The organism is Verrucomicrobiia bacterium, from assembly GCA_035495615.1.
Classification (GTDB): domain Bacteria; phylum Omnitrophota; class Omnitrophia; order Omnitrophales; family Aquincolibacteriaceae; genus DATJFP01.
The window spans coordinates 1-19,579 of the sequence record DATJFP010000064.1 but is presented as its reverse complement, the minus strand read 5'-3'; the positions used below and the strand labels follow the sequence as shown (position 1 = coordinate 19,579).

The 19,579-nt window shown below is 61.5% G+C and carries 10 protein-coding genes; 1 reads left to right on the top strand and 9 read right to left on the bottom strand.

Going from position 1 to position 19,579, the window contains the following annotated elements; translation table 11 throughout:
* On the top strand, positions 1 to 225 hold a 225-nt coding region (locus VL688_07845; GenBank protein HTL47960.1), incomplete at its 5' end, for a porphobilinogen synthase.
* 152 nt (positions 226 to 377) lie between these two features.
* Here the strand turns inward: VL688_07845 and VL688_07840 are convergent.
* The 9 genes from VL688_07840 to VL688_07800 all read right to left on the bottom strand — a co-directional run.
* Positions 378 to 1,379 (bottom strand): deoxyhypusine synthase family protein, encoded by a 1,002-nt coding sequence (locus tag VL688_07840; GenBank protein ID HTL47959.1) that lies wholly within the window; start codon positions 1,377 to 1,379, stop codon positions 378 to 380.
* A gap of 179 nt (positions 1,380 to 1,558) precedes the next feature.
* Positions 1,559 to 1,816: a Trm112 family protein gene (locus VL688_07835; protein ID HTL47958.1), complete on the bottom strand. Its 258-nt coding sequence runs from the start codon at positions 1,814 to 1,816 to the stop codon at positions 1,559 to 1,561.
* Positions 1,817 to 1,942: 126 nt separating this feature from the next.
* A complete protein-coding gene (rpmG, locus tag VL688_07830) occupies positions 1,943 to 2,104 on the bottom strand; it encodes a 50S ribosomal protein L33 (protein ID HTL47957.1) in 162 nt (53 codons plus the stop codon).
* A gap of 68 nt (positions 2,105 to 2,172) precedes the next feature.
* Positions 2,173 to 2,766 carry a bifunctional phosphoserine phosphatase/homoserine phosphotransferase ThrH gene (gene thrH, locus VL688_07825; GenBank protein HTL47956.1) on the bottom strand — a complete coding sequence of 198 codons (594 nt, stop codon included), beginning with the start codon at positions 2,764 to 2,766 and terminating at the stop codon, positions 2,173 to 2,175.
* Entirely contained in the window at positions 2,763 to 3,506 is a 744-nt protein-coding gene (locus VL688_07820) for a succinate dehydrogenase/fumarate reductase iron-sulfur subunit (GenBank protein HTL47955.1), read from the bottom strand. The genes thrH and VL688_07820 overlap by 4 nt, the downstream gene beginning before the upstream one ends.
* Positions 3,506 to 5,419: a fumarate reductase/succinate dehydrogenase flavoprotein subunit gene (locus tag VL688_07815; protein ID HTL47954.1), complete on the bottom strand. Its 1,914-nt coding sequence runs from the start codon at positions 5,417 to 5,419 to the stop codon at positions 3,506 to 3,508. Before VL688_07815 ends, VL688_07820 begins: the two co-directional genes overlap by 1 nt.
* On the bottom strand, positions 5,416 to 6,102 hold the full coding sequence (locus VL688_07810) for a succinate dehydrogenase cytochrome b subunit (protein ID HTL47953.1): 687 nt from the start codon (positions 6,100 to 6,102) through the stop codon (positions 5,416 to 5,418). The genes VL688_07815 and VL688_07810 overlap by 4 nt, the downstream gene beginning before the upstream one ends.
* A gap of 109 nt (positions 6,103 to 6,211) precedes the next feature.
* On the bottom strand, positions 6,212 to 6,631 hold the full coding sequence (locus VL688_07805) for a DUF192 domain-containing protein (protein HTL47952.1): 420 nt from the start codon (positions 6,629 to 6,631) through the stop codon (positions 6,212 to 6,214).
* Between the two features lie 39 nt (positions 6,632 to 6,670).
* On the bottom strand, positions 6,671 to 19,579 hold a 12,909-nt coding region (locus tag VL688_07800), incomplete at its 5' end, for a hypothetical protein (protein ID HTL47951.1).

The window sequence follows — 19,579 nt, the reverse complement described above, 5'->3', positions numbered from 1 at the left end:
CCTGCCCTTGCCTACCTGGACGTGATCGCGAAGGTGAAAGAGACGGCGAAGGTCCCGGTCGCGGCGTATCAGGTGAGCGGCGAATACGCCATGATCAAGGCCGCGGCGGAAAAAGGCTGGGCGGACGGAGAAAAAGCCATGGAAGAAACGCTGCTGTCGATCAAGCGCGCGGGCGCGGACATCATCTTCACTTACTTTGCCGAGGCCATGGCCAAAAAGCTCTAGTATGCACGGGGACGGGTCTTTAGACCTGTCCCCTAGACGCCGATGCATGAGGCCCATGGTAAACGTGCGAGCCTTTGACGTCTCCCCCAAACAAAAACGGCTTCCCTTTTGAGGAAGCCGTTTTTATTTTCATACCTGTTGGGTAACGCTTCTTACATTTCCAGAACGTACGCGAACATGAGCGGCGCGACGATGGACGCGTCCGACTCGATGACAAAACGCGGCGTGGTGCTGTCGAGCTTGCCCCACGTGATCTTTTCGTTCGGGACGGCGCCGCTGTAGGAGCCATACGACGTCGTGCTGTCGGAGATCTGGCAGAAATAACCCCAAAGGCGCGCCTTGGTCTCGAGGTCCTGCTGGATGAGAGGCACGACGCAGATCGGGAAATCGCCGGCAATGCCGCCGCCGATCTGGAAGAAGCCGATCGACTGCGTCGCGGTGTTCGCGAGATACCAGTCGATCAGCTTGTCCATGGCTTCAAGGCCCGTTTTCACGACGCCCAGGCTCTTGAGGGCGCCCTTGCGGACCTGCGATACGAACATGTTGCCCAGCGTCGCGTCTTCCCAGCCCGGCGTCCAGATCGGAAGATTTTTCTCCGCGGCCGCGAGCATCCAGGAATCTTTCGGGTCGATCTCATAATCGTTCTTGAGTTCGCCCGAGAGAAGGATCTGGTACATGAATTCGTACGGGAAATAACGTTTGCCTTCCCGTTCCGCCTTCTGCCAGTACTTGAGAACGGCGCCTTCGATCTTGCGCATCGCCTCTTCTTCGGGAATGCAGGTGTCCGTGACGCGGTTCATACCGCGGTCGTGGAGCTCCTGCTCTTCCTGCGAACTCAGGTGGCGGTAATGCGGGACGCGTTCGTATTTCGAGTGGGCGACAAGGTTGAAGATGTCTTCCTCGAGATTGGCGCCGGTGCAGGTGATCGCGTGGACCTTATCCTGGCGGATCATCTCGGCAAGCGTCTTGCCGAGTTCGGCCGTGCTCATGGCGCCGGCGAGCGTGACCATCATCTTGTTGCCCGCGTTCAAGTGATTGACGTAAGCTTCCGCCGCGTCGACGACGACGGCCGCGTTGAAATGCTTGAAATGGGTCTTAATGAAATTTTTAATGGTGGCTTCTTTTGCGGCTTCCACGGTTGCACCTGTTTTCATGGTTCCTCCTGATCGGATAACGATATAAGACCCGGATGCCGGGCGAGTGATGTGCTTGGATATCGGGGAAAACCCCGGATGTATAAGGCCAGGAAAGTCGGTCAGGCGAACGGATTTTCTCAAAATTACCAGGCCGCGTCAATGCGAGAGATGGCTTTTTTGAGAATTTACCGCGGCGCTCAGCGCAGCAGGTCGAGGGAGATGGCCTCGTCGATCAGCATGATCGGGATGTCTTCCCGCACAGGATACAGGTATTTGCGGTCTTCGCGGACGAGGGCGGCGTCGACTTTTTCGGAAACGTTCTGCCCCGCGCGGTTCTGGAGCGCGCCGGACTGGATCTTCGCATTGAGCGCGGCGACGGTCGCGTCGTCGGCCAGGCTGAGGGGCTGCTTGGTTTCGGGGCAGGCCAGGATTTTCAGGAAATCGGGGTCGATCATAATGCTCCTTCGCTTAGCAGGAAAGGCCGTTTTGCCGGCAAAGGCTGCCATGCTTTCAACGGGCCTCATGCATTCACACCTTTGGGGACAGGACTAAAGTCCTGTCCCCGTCCATGCCGGCGTGAATTACTTCTTTTCTTTGAACACGACGTGCTTGCGCACGATCGGGTCGTACTTGCGGAGCTCAAGGCGTTCCGGATTGTTCCGTTTGTTCTTCGAAACGGTGTACATGAAACCGCTTTCCGGGCTCTTGAGATGCACGTTACTGCGCGCTCCTTCTTTTGCCATGACGGACCTCCTTTGCAGATTTTGATATCGGTACCGGGAACACGTCTAAAGACATGTCCCCGGGAAAACTAAGCCAGCAACAGCTTCAAAAGTTCCGCGTGCTTTGTCGCCACGCGGAACTGCGGGCATTCTTTCCGGATGGATTCCGGCGGGTTAAACAAAATCCCCTGGTTCGCGGCGCGGAGCATCGTCAGATCGTTGTACGAGTCCCCTGCCGCCTTGATGTAAAAATTGAGCTTCCTGAGCGCCTTCACGGCCTTTTCCTTGCCGTTGCGGATGCGCAGGTGGTAATCCTTGATAAAGCCTTTCTTGTCCACCGACAGATAATTGCAAAAGAGCGTCGGCATATCGAGCTGCCGCATGAGCGGCGCCGCGAATTCGTAAAACGTGTCCGACAGGATGATCACTTCCCGCTGGGCGCGCAGGGCGTCCAGGAACTTCTTGGCGCCGGGCAAAGGGCCGATGCCCGCGATCACCTTCTGGATGTCTTTCAGCCGGATGCCCCGCTCCTTCAGGATGCCGATCCGGTACTTCATCAGCTTGTCGTAATCCGGCCAGTCGCGCGTCGTGATGCGCAGTTCCTTGATCCGGGTCTTCTCCGCCACGCGGATCCAGATTTCCGGAACGAGCACGCCTTCCAGATCGAGACAGCAGATCTTCATGACTGGGCGGACGCCTTGAGATAATCCCGGTTCATGCGCGCGATGAACTTCACGCTGATTTCCTTCGGGCAAGCGGCCTGGCATTCGAAAAAGTTCGTGCAGTTGCCGAAGCCTTCCTCGTCCATCTTCTCGACCATTTTTTTGGCGCGGTCCGCGCGCTCGGGCTGGCCCTGCGGCAGGAGCCCCAGATGCGAGACCTTGGCCGCGACAAACAGCATGGCCGACGCATTCGGGCAGGCCGCCACGCAGGCGCCGCAGCCGATGCACTGGGCCGCATCCATGGCTTCGTCGGAATCTTTTTTTGGAACCAGCATGGCGTTCGCGTCCGGCGTGCCGCCCGTGTTCGCGGAAACGAAGCCGCCGGCCTGGATGATGCGGTCGAACGGGCTGCGGTCCACGACCAGGTCCTTTACGACCGGAAATGCGGCCGCGCGCCACGGCTCGATCGTGATCTCGTCGCCATCCTTGAAATGTCTCATGTGGAGCTGGCAAACCGTGGTGCCGCGCTCGGGACCGTGCGGGACGCCGTCGATCGTGAGCGAGCACATGCCGCAGATGCCTTCGCGGCAGTCGTGGTCGAATGCCACCGGGTCTTCGCCTTTTTTCGTGAGCTGCTCGTTCAGGATGTCGAGCATCTCGAGAAAAGACATGTGGTCGTTGATGTCTTTCAGCTCGTACGTGACCATCTTGCCCTTGTCGTCGCGGCCGGCCTGGCGCCACACATGCAGCTTGAGGTTCATTATTTATAACTCCTTTGAGCCAGGTGGATGTGCTCGTATTCCAGCTTCTCTTTGTGCAGGACCGGCTTCTGGTCCACACCTTTGAATTCCCACGCGGAGACATGGCAGTAATTCGCGTCGTCGCGCTTGGCTTCGCCCTCTTCGGTCTGGTATTCCACGCGGAAATGCCCGCCGCAGGATTCGTTGCGCGTCAGCGCATCGAGACAGAGCAGTTCGGCAAACTCCAGGAAGTCGGCGACGCGGCCCGCCTTTTCGAGAGACTGGTTGAGCTCTTCGCCTTTGCCGGTCACCTTCACGTTTTTCCAGAACTCTTCGCGGATTTTCGGGATGATCTGAAGCGCCTCTTTCAGGCTGGCTTCGGTGCGCGCCATGCCGCATTTGTCCCAGAGCAGTTTGCCCAGCTCGCGGTGGATTTCGTCGACCGTGCGCTTGCCGTTGATGGACAATAGTTTTTTCGTCAGCTCGGCGGCGCCGTCCGCGGCTTTTTTGAATTCCGCCTGATCCACCTTCGCCGAACCCGGCTTCACGCGCGCCAGATAATCCGCGATCGTGTAAGGCAGCACAAAATAGCCGTCGGCCAGGCCCTGCATCAGCGCCGAAGCACCCAAGCGGTTCGCGCCGTGATCGGAAAAATTCGCTTCGCCCACCACGAAAAGGCCCGGCAGGTTGCTCATCAGGTTGTAATCGACCCAGAGCCCGCCCATCGTGTAATGGATCGCGGGATAAATGCGCATCGGGCGCTCGTACGGATTCTCGCCCGTGATCTTCTCGTACATGTGCAGCAAGTTGCCGTAACGTTCCTTAATCACCGGCATGCCGAGCCGCTTGATGGCATCCGCGAAATCAAGGTACACGCCCTGGCCGCCCGGGCCCACGCCGCGGCCGTCGTCGCAGGCTTCCTTGCAGCTGCGCGAAGAAATGTCGCGCGGCGCGAGATTGCCGAAGCTGGGATACTTGCGCTCCAGAAAATAATCGCGCTCGTCTTCCGGAATCTGGTGCGGCGGACGGTTATCGCCTTTTTTCTTCGGCACCCACACGCGGCCGTCGTTGCGCAGCGATTCCGACATCAGCGTGAGTTTCGACTGATAGTCGCCGCTCACCGGAATGCAGGTCGGGTGGATCTGCGTGTAGCAGGGGTTCGCCATGAAAGCGCCCTTTTTGTATGCGCGGTGGATCGCGGTCACGTTGCAGCCCTTGGCGTTCGTCGAAAGGTAAAACACATTGCCATAGCCGCCGGTCGCAAGCACGACCGCATCGCCGGCCCAGCTTTCGATTTTGCCTGTGATCAGGCAGCGCGTCACGATGCCTTTCGCATGGCCGTCCACGACGACAAGGTCGAGCATTTCCGTGCGCGGATGCATCTTTACTTTACCGAGGCCGATCTGGCGCTCGAGCGCCTGGTAAGCGCCGAGAAGGAGCTGCTGGCCTGTCTGGCCGCGCGCGTAAAACGTGCGGGAAACCTGCGCGCCGCCGAACGAACGGTTGGTCAGGTAGCCGCTGTACTCGCGGGCAAACGGAACGCCCTGGGCCACGCATTGGTCGATGATGTTCACGCTCACCTGCGCGAGGCGGTAAACGTTGGCTTCGCGCGAGCGGAAGTCGCCGCCCTTCACTGTATCGTAGAAAAGGCGCTCGATCGAATCGCCGTCGTTAGGATAATTCTTCGCCGCGTTGATGCCGCCCTGCGCCGCGATGCTGTGCGCGCGCCGCGGACTGTCCTGGAAGCAGAAGCTCTCGACCTGATAGCCGAGTTCGGCCATCGAGGCCGCGGCGGAAGCGCCGGCGAGGCCCGTGCCCACGACCAGCACCTTGTACTTGCGCTTGTTGGCCGGATTGACCAGCTTCATGGCCATCTTGTGCCGATCCCATTTTTCGTGAAGCGGTCCCTCGGGAACTCTGCCGTCGAGCGTCATACCGCGCCTCCGGCTTTCAGGATACCGAAGAGAGCGCTCAGCGGAATCGAGATGTAGCCCGCGAAAATCGTCCAGGCCACGGCAAACGCCGCTTTCTTCAGCATGGGAAAACATTTTTCATGGCGAAGCCCGAGCGACTGGAACAGGCTGTAAATCCCGTGGCTCAGGTGCATGGCCAGAAGAACCTGCGCCACGACGTACGAGAGCGCCACGACCGGATTCTGGAAACTTTTGACGACCATGGTGTAAACGTCATGACGCCCCTTGGCGTCTTCCAGATGCGCCAGCTGCGGGTGCGTGACGCCGAATGTGAAATGCAGCAGATGGTAAATCACAAAGGCCAGAACGATGAGCCCCGAGACCATCATGGTTCGCGCCGCGTAAGTCGCCTGGATGCTGCTCTTATAAACGTAAGGCACGGGACGTGCCGCGCGGTTCTCCCGGGTCAGGCAAATCGCGGTGCCGACATGAAGGAGGAGCGCGGTGATCAGAACCAGGCGCGCGATCCAGAGGAGCGGCCCCAGTTCGCGGAGGTGAACCGCATAAGCGTTGATCCCGTCCGGCCCGGCATAAATACTAAGGTTCCCCAGCAAATGAGCCACGATAAACCCAAACAGGACCAGTCCCGACAAGGCCATGACCGCTTTTTTTCCGATGGAACTCTGAATAGGCATTACCGGCATTGCAGCTCCTGATTCCTCAACGGGATTTACCGCAGGAAGATTCTTCCAAAGCATTGGCATCAATACGGATAAAGAAGGATTGGATTATACCACAGGCCTTGCGGGGGGTTTAAGGTTTTAATAAAAAACCCAGGGAGGCGGGAAGCTCCTGTCCCTGGACTCTTTCGAGGCGAAGCAAGTCCCCGGGGGACACCGCAAGCGCGCTTCCCCCTTTAACTTCAATTATGGCATAGGTTTGAGAAACCGGGGCTACCATGCGCCAGGGACGGACTGTGGATTTCACGCCCAGGACCTTGCCGGTCCTGTCGAGCAGGATCAGGTCGATCGGAAAGCGCATCATAAAGGTATGCACGGAAGAACAGGGCACCAGCAAAAGGCCGTGGCCGGGCTCGAGATCCGCTCTCCCCTGAAGGCCTTTGAAGCGGGTCCAAAAATGGTCCGCGATCTCGAGAAAAGGCAGGATGACTTCCGCCGTCCTTTGATTGACGACCCGCCATTTGGGTTTTAGTTTCGGTTCAGGCTCTTTCATAAGAGAAGGCATCGGCAGTTTGAGGTGAAAAGCGAAGGATTAAGCGGCGGATTGCACCGCAAGTTTTTCGCGAACTTCCTGTTCCATGATTTGCGCCACGACCGCGAAAGGACTGAGCGCGCCTTGGGAACGCACGCGCACGAGGCCGTTGTCGTAGGCGACAAGAGCTTGCAGTGTGTCTTTCGAAAGCGAGGCCGCGGCCGCGAGAAAAATTTCTGAGGGCGTGACTTTTTCCGCGCCCGCGTAATAGACGAGGTTTCCGTCCGCATAGTTCAGCGAATCAAAACCCCGGCGCCCGGAAACCTGCGGCAAAGTGCCGGCATCGTCGGCAATGACCAGATTCGGCGCGGTGTCGAACTGCGGCAGTGCTGAGGCATTCACAATCACGATACGGCCGGCCGAGACCAGCTCCTGATGGTATTTGCGGGTGATGCGCCCGAGCGCGCGGCGCAGCCTGCGTTCCTCGGTGCGCGAAGAAGCGACAAGCCGCACCTGCAGGTTAGGATTGAGCGCCACGGCATTGCGCACGGATTCCAGAAGCTCCGCGGCAAGCGCCCAGCGGTCGCGCGCGTCCTGCAGCCTGCGCGAAAGACGGTATTCCACGATCGCGCGGCCGGAAATGTTTTTGATGCTGTCCGCAAGCGCACGCGCCGCACGGACTTTTTCGTCGGTCAGGCCTTCCTGGCCCGTCGCCCCCGCGGATTTCGGCGTGAGCAGGATGAGATGGCGAATGCTCTGCGCCCATTCGCTGACTTTGTAGCCCGCGGTAGGCATGTCGGAAATAAGCCGCGCAGCTTCGAGAAACGCCTCACGCACTTCCCCGCTGGAGAGCAAATGCAAATCCCTGCCTTGGATCAGATTGACCGCGGTTTCCAGGATCTGGGCGGAAACACCTTCGTCGTGAAACGCCTGGCGCCGCGCCGCGAGCGCGGCCTCGACCTGGTCCAAGATCACCGAGCGCAGGGCATCCGCGGCCTCTTCCGCATCAATGCCTCTTTCGTAAAGGACGTTCAGCGAATCCGCCAGCTTCGCGGCTTCCGGCGCGGGCTTGCGCGGGGCAAGGCCGAGGTCTCCGAGAAAAGCGTCCGCGACAGCGCTTCCGACTTCACGCGCCGCGAGCTGCGCGGCGTCGTCGGCAAATACCGTTCTCTTGTGGTAATTTTCCGGCGCTTCGCGCAGCTCGTTGCGCGTTTCCGGCGCGGGCGGAACCGCGGGCCTGACCGCGGGTACCGCGTCTGGCGTAAAACGGATGAACTGCGCGGCATTTCCGCCGCGGGGCTGGAATTCGATGAGCAGGATGACGCCGCCTTCTTCGGCGATCGCGGTGAACGCCTTGCCGTCGCGCGCGGCCCAATGACCCTCCCACGCGATTTGTTTCAGGCTGCCTCGCAAGGCGTCGCGTGTCTGATAACGCGGATCTTCGCGGGCGATGAGCTGGTAACGCGTGACGCCCAGCCCGGTCGCAATGTGGCCGTAGCCGCCGGGTTTGAGCTGGTACGCGCCGTCATAGTCGCGCACGCGGTCGCCCACCAGGCCTGAAGGAATCACGCTGAAGCCTCCGCGCTCGATTTCCCGCTTCAAGGCCCCGGGGTCACGAAGCTTGTTTTTCAAATAAGCCTGCTCCTCCGGCGACAACTCGCGCGTGGGATGAATGTGATAGAAACTATCCAAATTGTCTCGGCCGTAAGTTTCCACATGCTGGTTGTAAACACCGATCGTGACCATGTAGCGCGGAAGACCGGTCGCCCGGTCCGCGAAAACCGTGAGGTTGAATTCGTACGGCAATTTTTCCATCTGCTGTAATTCTTCCGCCGTGGGCTTTTGCTCCAGCTCGACCACATAGCGCCCGTTCGGTCCCAACAGCGTGTGCAGCGCTTTCGAACCCTGCGCTTCCGTGAGGATTTGCCCGAGGCGCTGCTGGCCTTCGTCCGGAAGGCGCCGGATGGCTTCGCGAAGGTAACGGCGGTCCTGCAAGGCCTCGCCCAGAAGGCCGCTCAAGGCTTCGTGCAGCTTCAGGCTGTCGGCCAGCACGTCGCCGAGTTTCGCTTTTTCCGCCAGGCCCAGATGTTTCAAGTTGTACTCATGCACGCGCGGATTTTCCCGCCCGGCTTCGAAAAGCGCGATCATGGCGAGAATGGCGACTTCGCGGTCCGCGGTCTTGAGGTAACGGGCCACGAGATCGAGGCGCCGCTCGAACTCTTCTTCTTCCGGGACCGGCGGCTTGCCCGCGCCTGTCGACGGCGGCGCGGGTTTCAAAGCGGCTTCGATAATCTTGTCGAAAACCGGCTGGAACGAACGTTTCTTGTAAGCAACTTCGAGCGGCGAAGCGCCGGGCGCGATTTGTTCGAGCCGCTGCACAAAACCGTGGAGCTCGCGGCCGTCCGCATCATGCCGGGGATCGCGCTCCAGCTGCCGGACGTAACTCCGCGTCTCCTCTTCGAAGGCGTCGTAACGCGAGGTTTTCCCTGCCGCCGGAATGCCCACGTCCGCCTGAAACTGAAGGCGTACCGGTTCGAGACTTTGTCCCAGCGCCCGCAGATCGTCTTCTTCGAGCCCGAGATAATCCGTGAGGTCTTCGATACGTTTGGCCATGCGCGCCACGAAAAGCACCTGCGCCGGCGTGAGCGCGCGCGACAGGACGCGCATGGCGTTGCGCATCTGCCGCATCTGCAGCAGCGTCTTTTCCTTCAGGGCCTCGATGCCCGCGGCTTCGATTTGAGGCCGCGCTTCTTTTTCAGCGCGTCGGTCCAGCTCTTTTAAATCCGGCCCGCGTCCCGCGGGCGGCGCGAGGTCCGGATTTTTCAGCCGCTTCAAATATTCCGCGGCCGCCTTGTCCGCCTGCTCTTCCTGTTCGGGTGAAAGATCCTGGGTTTGGAACGCGGCCTGCACGTAGAGTTTTCTCCAGACGTCCGCCTTGATGTCGTTTTCCCACTTGCGGAAAATATCCATGGCGTACGAAAACAACGGGCCGTTCTCCGTGCTGTCGTGGTCGTAAAGCCGCCCGTTCTGCTGGACTTTGTTGAGCAGCACCTGGACGAGGTAGGCTTCGTTCTCTTCGAGCAGGACTTTATGCAGGTCGCGCATGCGCTTGGGCAGGCCCTCGCCCGCGCGCAGGATTTGCCCGAGGTCGAGCAAGTGCGTGGTCTCGTGTTCGATCGCCTCTTCCTTATATCCCTGCTGCCGGATGAAGTAGCCCGTGTCCGCGAAAAGATGCCGCCCGTTTTCGCCTTCCACGCCGAACGGCTGCGCGGCCGCGTCCGCGGGCGTTTCTTCCGGGCGCGTGGCATTGGCCTGGCCGGTCTCGCTGAAAAATCCGATGCGGCGCAGGTAGTCGACGCTTTTCTGGTCCAGAACGAACGTGAGCAGCGGGATGTCCGGAAATCCGAATTCCCGCACCAGGCGCCCGAGATAAGGGTCGCGGCTCGCGGGCAGGACTTCGGCGCGCACGTCTCCGAGCTCGGCCGCGTCGATCTCCGCGGATCCGGCCTTGCGCTGATAGATGTTCCAGCCTTCCACGGCGTAAAGCTTGGCGGCTTTGCGCTCCGCGTTCGTGCCATCGTTCAACTTGCGGGCAAATTCGATCTGCCGCCCTTCGGACCCGGAAAGCCGCCGGACTTTGTCCTGGTACCAGAGCGCGGAAGATCCCGCGCTGGCTTGGAGGCGCTGGAGCAGCCCGGGCAGCGTCACCCCGCGCAAGGGCGCGCGGTCGCGGCGGTCGTTCACGCGGTAATGCGCCTGGAGTTTCAGGCCGCGCGTGGCCGCGGAACCGCTGAGCTGGGCGGCGCGTCCTAGGCTCCGCCAGGCCAGGCCTTTGAAGCTGGTGCGCACGCCGTTGTCTTCGTCCAGATGCTCCTGCGCGCGGTGCACCGACACGAGCGCCAGGCCTTCGGTCAGACGACGCGTTTTTTCCGTGACCGCGGCGGCGCGGATTTGAGCGAAGGATTCCGGCGCCAAAGCATCGAAATCGATTCCCGTCAGCCGCATCTCGGATTTGAGCGCCTGCGTGTAAAGCCGTTCGATCTCCGGCCGTCCGAGCGGTGCCGCGAAATTCATGCCTTCGAAGGCAAGGCCCGTGGCCTGGCCAAAATCGAGCGCGGATTTTCCCGCAAGAAAAGAAAGCGCTTCTTCCGTGCGTTCCAGGCCCGTCACGCCGTAAGCCTGAGTCAGAGGAAGAAGGAGCTCGAGCTGCCCGGCTTGGCGCGCCAACTCCGCCGTGGGAGCCAGCCCGGACAGGGACACCAGCAGAATCTTTTCCAGATTTGAAAGTCCGAAACGACGGAAGGCCGAGACCAGGTCCTGTGCCGCGCCGAGATCCAGGGCTGAGGCAGCGAATTGCCGCACGGAAGCAGCTTTCATGGCGGATTCCGCGAGCTGCTTCAATTCCGTCCGCCGCAGAACAGGATCGCCGCCGAGGCTCTCGAGGAAGAAAGCCAGAGCCGCATCCGGAATCACGGCAAGCCGCGGCACATAGATTTTGAGAAGGCGCGCGAGCTTGTCCAGGCTCAGGCCTTCTCGCTGCGCAATGTCCAGGGCTTCTTCGAGGGAAAACAATTCTTCGGCCGTGACGTAGCGGTCAAGATATTCGCGCTCGACCTGCTCGCGGCTTTTTCCCGTGCGCTTGATCTGGTTTTCCACGTATTGATTGAGGCCTTTCAAATCCCCGGCCGCGGCTGCATGCAGGTGCGCATCCATCGCCCGCAGCGCGGCGGCCGCTTCCCGGCCGGGCCCGGGCTCCACGCCTTCCATGCCCGCGGCGGAGGCGATCTCGAGATAAAGGTTTTTCTGGACCACGGCGATGTGATCGAGATTGCCCGCGTCAAACTTCCCGAGCGGCGCGGCTTCGTCTCCGGAAAAATGCGCCGCGAGCCCGAGTCCCCGCGCTCTCTTCAAAAGCCGGTTGATGGCGTCATCTTCTTTTTTCTGGGTGGGGTACCGGTAGGGCGAAGGCTGGCGCAGCGCGGCCGCTTCTTTTTTCCGGTTCTCGACTTCCGCGAGGCTGTGATTGACGCGGTTGCGCCGGGCCGCTTCATACTCGCCGGCCACGCGCAGCGCTTCCAGTCGCCCGCGCAAGAGCCGCGCGTTTTTCTCGAATTCCGGCGAGCCGCTTTCCCGCTGGCGCATCAGCGCCGCGAGCTGGCGGTCCACGAGATGGGAAAGCCCGGGCTGCGAAAGATGATTGGCTTCGGCAAGCAGCTGTTTCCATATCTCGCCGTCGTTCCCCAGTTTCGCCAGAACCCATTCGATGCCGCGTTTCCAAAACGGTTCCGGCCTTCCCGCTTCGGCGCGCGCGAGATAAAGTTTTCTCGCATCGGCTTCGGAAACGCCTTGCGCGATAAGCGCCGCGATATTTTTCTCGAGCCTCGCCAGAAGCTCCGCGCCTTCCAGGCCCAGGCGCGCGAGCTGCTTTTCATCATAATGGCCAAGCAGCTGGTTCAAATGCAGGCGGTAAAGCTCGTCGTCCTGCGGCGCATCCGCCAGATCCAGCGCGGCAAGCAGCGCGGTCCTGCGATGAGCCGCCGCGTCCGCACCCTGCGGCGGCCGGTCCGCCAGAATTTTCTCGAGCGGCGCGCTCCGGCCTGCCTGGCGCAAATCGCGGAGCGCGTGTTCCTGTTTTTTCTCCGCCGCGTCGCGTTCTTTTTTCAGAGCCTTTTCCTGACGCTCGGCCGCTTCCCCGGTAAGTCCCGCGGCCGTAGCTGAGGCTTCGCGGAGGTCCGCCTGTTTCAATTGGCCCTGCGCCCGCAGCAGCGCGGGACGGCCCGCCGCGAGCTTTTCCAGATGGCGCCTTAACGCGGCCGGGGCTTCGCGGCCCTGGGCTTTCAAGAGTTCGAGCGCTTTTTCCGCGAGCCGGCTCCGCGCGCTCAGTTCCGAACGGCCGTCGCCGTAGATCGCATACAAAACCCTCGCGTCCAGCGAGCGGGGCGCGGCGCCCGCGGCCTCGAAAATAACCGCCGCGTCGCGGAGCTCCAGGATGCCGAGCCTGTCGTAATTCACAAAATCGAGAAGGCCCGCTTCGCGCAGCGCGAGCGCCGCGTTCAAAAGAGACGCGTCGTCTTCCCACGCCGCGGGCATTCTCACGGAAAGCTGACGGGAAAGCGCGGCCCGTTCTTCCGCGCCCAGCGCGCGCAGCTGTTCCAGGGCTTTGGCCAAGGCCGTGCCTTCTTTGGTCCACTGCCACTGGCCGTCGGTGCGCATGATATAACCGCCGAGGCCGTGCCGGCGGCAGTCCTTGTCAAAACAGATTTCGTCTTCCGGCGCTTCTTCCTCCTGAAAAAAGGGTTCGGCCGGCGTTTGCGCGGACAGACCCAGCACGCCCGCCTGCGTGGCGCCGTGTCCCGTGTCCGAAGGCGCGGGACCTTCCTGGTCTTTTTCCGGTTCGGGCAAAGTTGCCGGCGCGGCATTCGCCTGCTCGATCGAAGCCACCAAAGCCTCGGGCGTGGCGTAGCGGGATTCGCGGCGCAGGACCTGCGCCTGCGCGCCGCCTTCTCCCTGCGTGGCGATGACCATGTCCATGAGGCCCAGCGCGAATTCCGCGGTTTCCGCGTGCGTGTTCGCGGTCAAAAGGCTGGGATCTTTTTGCTGGGCCGCGGCTTCTACGCGCAGCCCCAGGTCGGACATGGCTTTCAGGACGTTCGGAGTAAAAGAGGCGGCGCAGTTGGGACAGGCTTCGTCGAGATTCCGAAGCTGCTGCTGGATTCCCGGATGCTCGCCCGCGCGTTTCAGCAAATCCTGCCAGGCCTGCTTTTCAGCCTGCTGCGCCTCGTCCAAAATCTCGCCGGAAGCTTCGCGGCGCAAGGCTTCTTGGGCCGCGGCTCCGGGCCGCAAAAGGCGCGCAAGGCCGAGATACACGGCTTCCGCGCGCGCGATATTCTCTTCCCGCGCGCCGCTTTCCTGCGGCTTGAGGGAGGCCGCCGCGCGGCCGAGCGCGGCTTCGATCTGCTCGAGCGCGTCCGGCGCGGCGAGGTCGGGCGTTCCCAATTCCCGCGCAACGTCCTGGACCGCGTCCGCGAACTTCCGGGCGCGGCGCGAGATGCCGGTCTCGATGATTTGCCGCGCTTCCTTCACGTCGCGCAAATATTCCGCGACGACGAGCGCCGCGGCGTCCGGACTGCCGCTGAGCGTTTCGGGAATCTCGCTGCCGATCACGTCCTCGATCCTGCCGCCCAGTTTTGCGTAAAGCCCCTGCAGCGATTCTTCCAGGAGATTCAATTCGCGAAGCTGGTCCTGACGTATTTTTTCGCTGCCTGTCAATTCGCCCGCGCGCGGGCCGTCGAGGCGCACGTCCTTCAGCGCCTGCTCCCGATTCTGCAGATCGTGATACGCGTCACGGATGGCGGTGAATTCCGCGTCGCCCGCCACTTCCTTTTCCATTTTGTCTTTGAGGGCCGCGATCATGTTCTCGAGCTTGGCGCGCATCAACGGCTTTTTTTCCGCCTTGGCCTTCGCCAGCAGCTCCTCGATCTTCTTTTCGTATTTGGCCTTGGCTTTTTGCACGGCCGCGGCTTCGGCGCGCTGAACGAGCCCGCGGTAAAAGCGATGGCCCAGGCCCTGATGGTTTTCGCCAAGGGAATGCGAAACCGCGCCCGAGATGTCGTCGCGGATGTAGTTGTAGGCGGTGAGAAGCATCAGCCAATCCAGCTCCTTCAGATCCTCGTCGCGGTCCAGACGGTCGAGGACCGCGATCGCGTCCTGGAATTCGTTGTCGCCGGTTTCGTCGAAATATTTTGTGGCGTTGATGTCGCCCGAATCCACCTGCTGGTCCAGAAGCCGGGCCATGTCCGCGGCCACCCGGACGAGCGCCCGGCGCAATTCGGCGCGGCGCTGCGAATTTTTCGGGCCGATGATTTCGTCCTGCTTCCTTTTATAGTCGTGGGCCTGCATGACCAGGTAACGGTGGCCGAGCGCGCCCTCGTTGCGCACGATGCGGCCCACGATCTGCATGAGCTGGCGGTTGCCCAGCTCCACGGAATCGACCGACTCGGTCCATTCGCCTTCGAAGTCCACGCCCTGCTGTGTGCCCGTGATGTTGCTGGTGAGAACAACCGCGGGCGCGCCGCGGGAATTGGCCGTCTGCGCCACCGTGGAAATGAGTTCGTTGTAAGATCCGGAATCGATCAGATAAAGATAACTCTTCCCGTTTTGCAATGTCTCCAGCTCGCTCTGAAGGCCTGCGACCGTGCGCGCAGCCACGTCCTTGCCTTCGAGCCACGCCTTTTCGATCTCGACCGCCTCGCGTACGGCCTGCTCCTTGAGTTTGAGCTGGCCCTGGAGTTCCTCGATGCGCGGAAGAAACGCCGGGTCACGCGTGCGGGCCGCTTCTTTTTTCATGTCACGCAATTCTTTTTCCATTTTTTCGAACCGGCTGATCACGCGGTTCACGAACTGGCCGATGCGCACTTCCTGGAACGCAACGCCCGCGCTGTTTTCCATGAGCGTCTTGCGGATGCGCTCGAACTTCGCGTGGTTGGGCTGGAAGATCAGGCTGGAAACCTGCGTCTTCGGGCGCCCCTGCGTGTCCTGCGCGGCCACCGAGCCCAGCGCGATTGAGGCCTGAACCGCGGCCGTGTCTTCAGCCTGCGTGAAGGATTTCGTATTCCGCGCGGGCCGCGCGCGTTCGTTCATGCCTTCCTCGTGCGAATCGCGGATATGGCCTTCCACGATTTCCCGCGCCTTGGCCGGATCCGCCAGCGTCTCGAGGAACTGCCATCCCTGCGAAATCACGTTGCCCTTGGCGTCCTTTTGATCGCCCCGCTTCATGCCGGACCTGTCGCTCAGGACCGTTTCGAGGCCGAGCTGGTACAAGAGCACCGGATTGAATGTGGCCGTGGATCCGGAAAGCGTGATGTCCTTGTGCACGTGATAGACCGCGGCGCCGTCCTTGTCCACAGTGCGGCTGACCGCGGCGTAACGGTTTTTCGCGGGATTCGTGGGATTGTCCCGATCGTTCGAAATTTCCGCGAGCGGGATCTTGTCGGTCCCGTTCCGCCCCGTGACGTAGAGAAAATTTCCGTCGCTGTACAGGCCCACGTCCAGCACTCCGGCTTCAGACCCGGCCAGCGGCCGCAGCGTCACGACGACAGGCGACTCCGGGCCGGCTTTGCGCAGCGCCGCTTCTTCAACCGCGACCGCCTGCTTCATGAACAAAAGCCGCGCGGCCTTGAACACGCCGAACTTCGTGTTCGTGGACTGCGTGAGCGAATTTTCGAGCTTGGTCTCGTCGATCTTGCCGCTTTCGAGCGCCTGGATTTCCCTGCGCGCGAGGCGCGCCGCTTCTCCCTCCGGCATTTTTTTCAGGGCCTCTTCGAGCTCCGCGATCTTGGCCTGCTTGATCTCGCCCACCATCAGCGACAGAAAGACTTTGGTGACCTTGCCGCTGAAATTTGTTTTCTGCGGCTGACCGTTGTCGAGCGGCGTGAGCTCGCCCTGGGTGCCGTCGAAGTCGCGCCCAAATTCCAGGACAAGCGCGGTCTGCAGGGCCTGGTAGATGTGGCGCGGGTCATGGCCCTCGCGGATCAATTTCGTTTTTAGAGGAGTGGAAAGCGCGGCGCGGCGGGAGCGCGAATCCTTGCCGCCCCAGACAATGACCCTTTCCTGCTCACCCTTGTTCGCTTCGTTCCAGGCCTCGTCCGCCTCTTCCGCGGTCTCCACGAATTTCACGCGGCCGCTTTTTCCTTCCGCGTCAAAGGCAAGCCCCATGTCCGCGTAAAGCCTCCGGATCGCCGCGATGAATTCGGGCGCGTTGACCTTCGCGTTTTCCGTGTCCGACATGATGAACTGCGTTTTTTCCGAACCGAACTTGTCGATTTCTTCGATGCCCCAGGAATCGAGCGTGCCTTTGAAAAGGTCCAGGTTCGTCGGATTCAGGGAGATTTCCGAAAATCCGATCTGGTCGTAACCGATGACTTTGATCGCGCTGGAATTTTGAAGCGCCTCGGCCGTGCCTTTCTCGTCGTTGTTCTCCATGCTTTCCTGCAGGCTGACGAGCCCTCCGCGCGCGCCAAACAGCTTGGCGAGAAACTGGTTGGGGACGAAAAGTTTGAGGTTCTGCCCGTTCTTGTCCTTGAAATAACGGCCGTCGCGGCCTTTGACCGGGATGGGCGCGGAGCCGTGCACGAAGTCAAAGGCCTTGGCGCCGGTTTCCGCGGCAATGACCACGCCCACGGACTGGGCGCGTCCAGTCCTCGTGCCGTACTGTTCCGCGCGGATCGTTTCGATGCCGCCGCGCAAAAAAGCCACGATGTTTTTGCCGGCGGACGTCGCGGCCAGCGCGATGCGGCCCGAGAGCATGACCTTGGCGCCGATCTTCTGGATGTCGCGGATGCCGATGGCGGTTCTCATGTCCCCGTTTTGACGGAGCGGCGAGTTGTAACCCTCGGCCTGTTCCGCGAGCGCGCGGTAAAAGACGTAATAATTGAACAGCAGGGACTGAAGGATCAGGATCTCGGACGCCTGCAGCGAATGGCCGTAGGCCTTGAGCACTTCGTCCCACAGCGGCGAAGGATCGGGCGCGGGATTCGTGCCGCGGGCGATGCCTTCGAACCACGCGGCAAATCGGCCTTCGTTTAAGAGCATGGCCGCCTCGAGGCCGAAAAGGCCGTCGGACGCTTTTCGCGCGGCCTCCGGCTGGGAAGAGCGGAACGCGGCAATGCGCGCGCGCACGTCCGCATTGAATTCGCGCCGGCCCGCTTCGTCGAGGCTCTGGTTCGCAAGCGCGGCCATGAGCGCCTGCAGCGCGGCGCCATCGGATTCCAGGCTTTCCGGGGTCTCGAAGGCACGGGCGACAAATTCTTTCAGCGCCGCAGCGTCGCGGGTTTCGTAGGCTTCGACCGCGAGATCCGCGAGGCCTTTGAAGCCCGCGTCGAAATCGCCTTCGCGCAGGCGTTTGATTTCCGCGTCATTGGCTCTCAGCTGGCGGCGGTTGATCAATCGTCCAAAAATGCCGCGCGACAGGATTTGGTTTTCACGTTCCAATTGCGCGAGGCGTCTGAGCATCGCGCCGAATCTTTCGTTCAGCGTTCCTTCGAACGAGACGGGCGCAGTCTCCACGGCCGGAGCCGCGGCTGCGGGCGGCGGCCTTTGGTCCTGCGGGGTAAGCGCCGGCGTTTTGGCGGGAATCGCTTCGTGAGAGGCTTTCAGCAGGCTGAAATACAGGGCTTCGCGTCCCGCCTGTTCCACAAAAAAGCCGGCGGCGCTTCCGAATTGCCGCAGCGCGTCCAAAAGCTGGACGCGCCTTGCCGCGCGCATCGACGCAAAACGTTTGAGATCGTTCAGCACTACCTGCGATTCCTGCTCGCCGCCCGGCACGCCGAGGCTCGTCAGCCGGTGATGCTCGATTTCATGGCCGGAAAACAAATCCAGAAGCGCGGCCACGGCTTCCGGGCTGAGATCCGAAGTGAAAAGGCTTTCGTGATAGCGCACGGCGCCCGCGTCAAAATCGTAGTCCGCGGGATTTCGCATGTTGCGGACGATTTGAAAGCGCAGGTCGGTTTGAGGCATGCCGAGGGATTGAAGCCGGCGCAGCTCCGCGCGCACGATCCGCGCGAGCGTCTGCTGCTTTTCCGGGGCGTTGATGCCGAGCGCGTCAAAAACCGGCGCGAGCTCACGCGCCAGCTGTTCCAAGGCCTGCGCGCCTGCGAGCTTGCCGAGCGCCGCAGCGTGGAGAATGAGCGTGCCGTGCTCCGCGCTGATCACGGCCCCGGAAAAGTTGAGATCGCCAAGCGCGGAGGCTTCTTCGAGCGACGGGTCCGCAGTCGAGACGAGCGGAAAGGCCTGCGCGCGCCTGTGGCCGGCGAGCTCCGCGGCGGCCGACACGGTTTGCCGGAATAAAACCGGAATGGGGTCTTCGTTGCGGAACGCGGCTTCATTGCCTCGCACGGCGCGGCCAATGTCCGGGGTGTGCGCGGCCAGGGCTGCTTCGGTTTCCGCCGGCGAACGGAAACGGTCAATCCTGTCCAAGACCTCTTCCACGGCCCGCGCGGCCTGATGGGCCTTTGCATCCGGCGCCCGCGCCAGTTCCACGGCGCAAACGCTGCAGCTCAGGCTCAGGGCTTCGAGATCCGAAGCAAGCGACGATGAGAGCTGGAGCCTTCCCGAAGCAAGAGAGTCTCCCACTTCCCGGAAAATGACTGCCACGTTTGAAGCGCGGTCCAGAGAACCTTCTTCCCCGGCCGCTTCCTGCCATCTTTTTTGTTCGGCGAGCAGCTCGGAAACCGCCTGCCCCAGCGTCCCGGAATTTCCTTCGCGGCTTGCGCGGATCACGTCCAGCAGCTGGGCCTGGGCCATGTCGGGTGAAAATGCATCGGCTTGGGATTGCGCCGCCGCGGATTTTTCTGCGGGGCCTGCGGCTTCCTTTTCAAGACCTTGACGTGCGAGCTCGAGAATGGCGATCGCGTCTTCGGTCCGAGGCACGCTCTGAATGGCGCCTCGCACGAGCTCGGCCACGGGTCCGGCAAAGATTTGTTCCTGCGTCCGCAGGATGACTTCGTAGGCCGCGAGCGTTTCAAGGAGTTCCGTCCGCGCCACGGGTAACTTTTGCAGCGCGCGCGCCTTTTCCTCGATCTCGCTTTGCGCGAGCGGAGCCGTGGCCGGAACCGGCGCCTGCGCCGCGTTCTCGGGGATGAGAGCCAGCGGCGTGGAAAGAGTTGCCGTCCGCGCCTGGTCAAACGCGCGCTGGACCGCTTCCCGGGAAACATTTTTTTCCATCCACATCTGCTTCACGCCGTCCAGAAAAATGCGCGTCTTTTGCAACGCGGCCTGGCGCGCGCGGTCAAAATACGCGGAGATAAAACTGTCGAGCTCCTCCTGAAGCCTGGCGCGGATCTCTTCCTCGGAAATGTTTTCTTCGTAGAGCGGGCTGTTTTTTTCGTAATCCTTGCGCAGGGCCTGGACCAGCGCGTCGATGTAGCGCGTGGCATGATTGGCGCGCGTGATTTTTTTTTCGGCGATGGAGTT